Raw genomic sequence first — 2,398 nt, forward strand, 5'->3', positions numbered from 1 at the left:
GCCTGGTTGAACGGCTTGTCGAAACCCATCAGCAGCGTGAACAGCGCACCGGCCATGCCGCCCGCGTCGGGCCGCTCGAAGCCGAAGCGCAGCGGCCACGCGATGAAGCACGCAACCGACACCAGCTGCACGGTCAGCAGCCGCTTCACGTGATCGAGCAGATCGTCGCGGCGCGTCCAGAAGAAGAACGACAACGCATACAGCAGGTCGATCGACCAGTACGGCACGATCGTCCACGGCACGAACGGGATCGCATGCTCCCAGCCGAACGCGAAGGTCGGCACCGCGGCGCGGCGCGCGGCGAGCCAGTTCGCGAAGCCGTACGTCGAGAAGAACACGGCGCCCATCGCCGCGAGCCAGCCCAGGCGCAGCACGAACGACGCGTCGCGCGCGCCGGCCGCCGGTTCGGCCAGCCCGTCACTCGCCTCCGCGCCCGCGCCGCCGCCGAACACGCTCATGACGCATCGACCCGCTGCGCGAGGCTGACCGTGAAGATGCCCATCTCGTCGATCCGCTGGTCGAGCTTGCGGAACCCCGCCCGCGCGACGAGTTCGTCCATTTCGGCCTGCGAACGGCGACGCATCACCCAGGTCGACTCGCCGCGATGGTTGTTCAGCGCACGCGCGATGAATTCGAGCTGCGGATGCCACGGCTGCCCCGTATAGACGAGATAGCCGCCCGGCGGTACGGCCTGCGCGAGCCCGCGCAGCGAGCGCTCGATCAGCGCGTTCTCGCCGAACAGCTCGTACAGGCCCGACACGATCGCCAGCGTCGGCCGCGGCTCGAGCGTCGCGAGCGACGCCTCGTCGAACGCGTCGCCGCGCTCGAAGCGCGCGATCGGCTCGAGGCCGCGCTGCGCGATCAGCACGCGCCCGGCCTCGACGTTCGGCGGACTGTAGTCGCGCAGCGTGATGTCGTCGGGCGCCGCGCCATCGCGCTCGGCGGCCAGCGCGATCGCATCGAGCACGTAGCGCCCGTGGCCGGCGGCGATGTCGACGATCCGCACCGGCGTGCCGTTCCCGCGCAGCCGGCCGATCGCCGCGCCGATCAGCTCCTGCAGATGCACCTTGCGCTGGCGGATGCCGACCCAGCCCGGCGAATCGAGATACGTGCGGTCGATCAGCGCGCCGATGCCCAGCCGCCCCTGCGCGCGGTTGCGGTACACGTAGTCGAGCGTCGAGCCCGAATCGAAGCCGAGCCGCAACCCGAGCGCGATGCCGTCCGACAGCGCGCCGCCGGCTTTCAGGCCGGCGCGCGTGAGCGCCCAGTACGCCCGTGCGAACACGTTCGCCGGCGGCCGGGAGAGCGCCGCGTATTCGTCATGGAACGCGCCGCGCCGGTCGGCATCGGCGAGCGACACGCGCGGGCTCGGCGCATCGAACTCGCGCAGCACGAACGCCCGCAGCGGCGCGAGCGCCTGCGCGCGGTCGCGCTCGCCGAGCGTGTCGTGATAGAAGCCCGGCAGCACGATGCGCTCCTTGCGCGCCGCGCCGAGCCGCTCGAAGAAGCGGTCCTGCGGGCCGCGATGCACGACCCAGTCGGCGCCCGAGATCAGCAACAGCGTCGGCACGGTGATCGCGGCCGCGTCGGCGACGATGCGCTGCGCGGTATCGTGCAGGTCGAGCAGCATGTTGACCGCGATCGGCCGCGTGATCAGCGGATCGGACGCGTAGCTCGCGATCCGCTCGGGATCGTGCGTGAGGAATTTCGGCTTCACGTAGCTGTTCACGTAGAACAGCCCGCGCAGCTTGTGCATCAGCCGCAGCCCCGGCCGCGCGAACGGCACGTAGAGCTTGATGTGGAACGCCGGCGACGCGACCACGAGCGCGCGGATCGGCGGCGCGTAGTCGTGTACCCAGGTCGCCGCGAGCACCGCGCCGACGCTCTGGCCGACTACCGCCATCTCCTCGATCGCGATGCCGTGCGTGTCGCGGATATGCTCGACGAAGGTCTGCAGGTCGCGCACCGACGCGGCCGCGCTCGGGCTGTAGCCACGCGCGCCCGGCGAGCGGCCGTGGCCGCGTGCGTCCCACGCAAAAAACGCGAAATCCGGCAGGTCGAGCTCGTCGACGAGGTGCGCGACGCGCGCCGAGTGTTCGTGCCCGCGATGCAGCAGCACGATGGCGCCGCGGCAGCGTGCGCCCGTCGCGGGCCAGTGACGATAGAACAGCGTTTCGCCGTCGTGCGTGATGAAGTCGGCCTCGCGGGCCGTGCGTGCGCTCATGCGATCTCTCTCGTTTCGTTATACGTATCGTGTGGCGCCGCCCTCCGGCGCCCGGCCCGTCAGCCGCCCGCTTCGGTGATCCCGGCCCGGACGCGCCGCACCACCGTCACGATCGACAGCACGATCAGCAGCCGCCACAGCCAGGCGCCGACGCTGCCCACCGGCAGACCGAAG

1 protein-coding gene and 2 pseudogenes are annotated in these 2,398 nt (G+C 71.1%); all 3 read right to left on the minus strand.

The features are described 5' to 3' along the window. Positions 1-458, minus strand: a pseudogene (locus JMF90_RS33555) (serine/threonine protein phosphatase); the annotation flags it as partial. After that, positions 455-2,224 (minus strand): bifunctional alpha/beta hydrolase/class I SAM-dependent methyltransferase, encoded by a 1,770-nt coding sequence (locus JMF90_RS33560; RefSeq protein ID WP_011545157.1) that lies wholly within the window; start codon positions 2,222-2,224, stop codon positions 455-457. The pseudogene JMF90_RS33555 and the gene JMF90_RS33560, both read right to left, overlap by 4 nt. 59 nt (positions 2,225-2,283) lie before the next feature. Then, positions 2,284-2,398: pseudogene (locus JMF90_RS33565) on the minus strand (CDP-alcohol phosphatidyltransferase family protein); the annotation flags it as partial.

It is taken from the genome of Burkholderia sp. E168m23, assembly GCF_016586125.1.
GTDB classification, from domain to species: Bacteria; Pseudomonadota; Gammaproteobacteria; order Burkholderiales; family Burkholderiaceae; genus Burkholderia; species Burkholderia orbicola.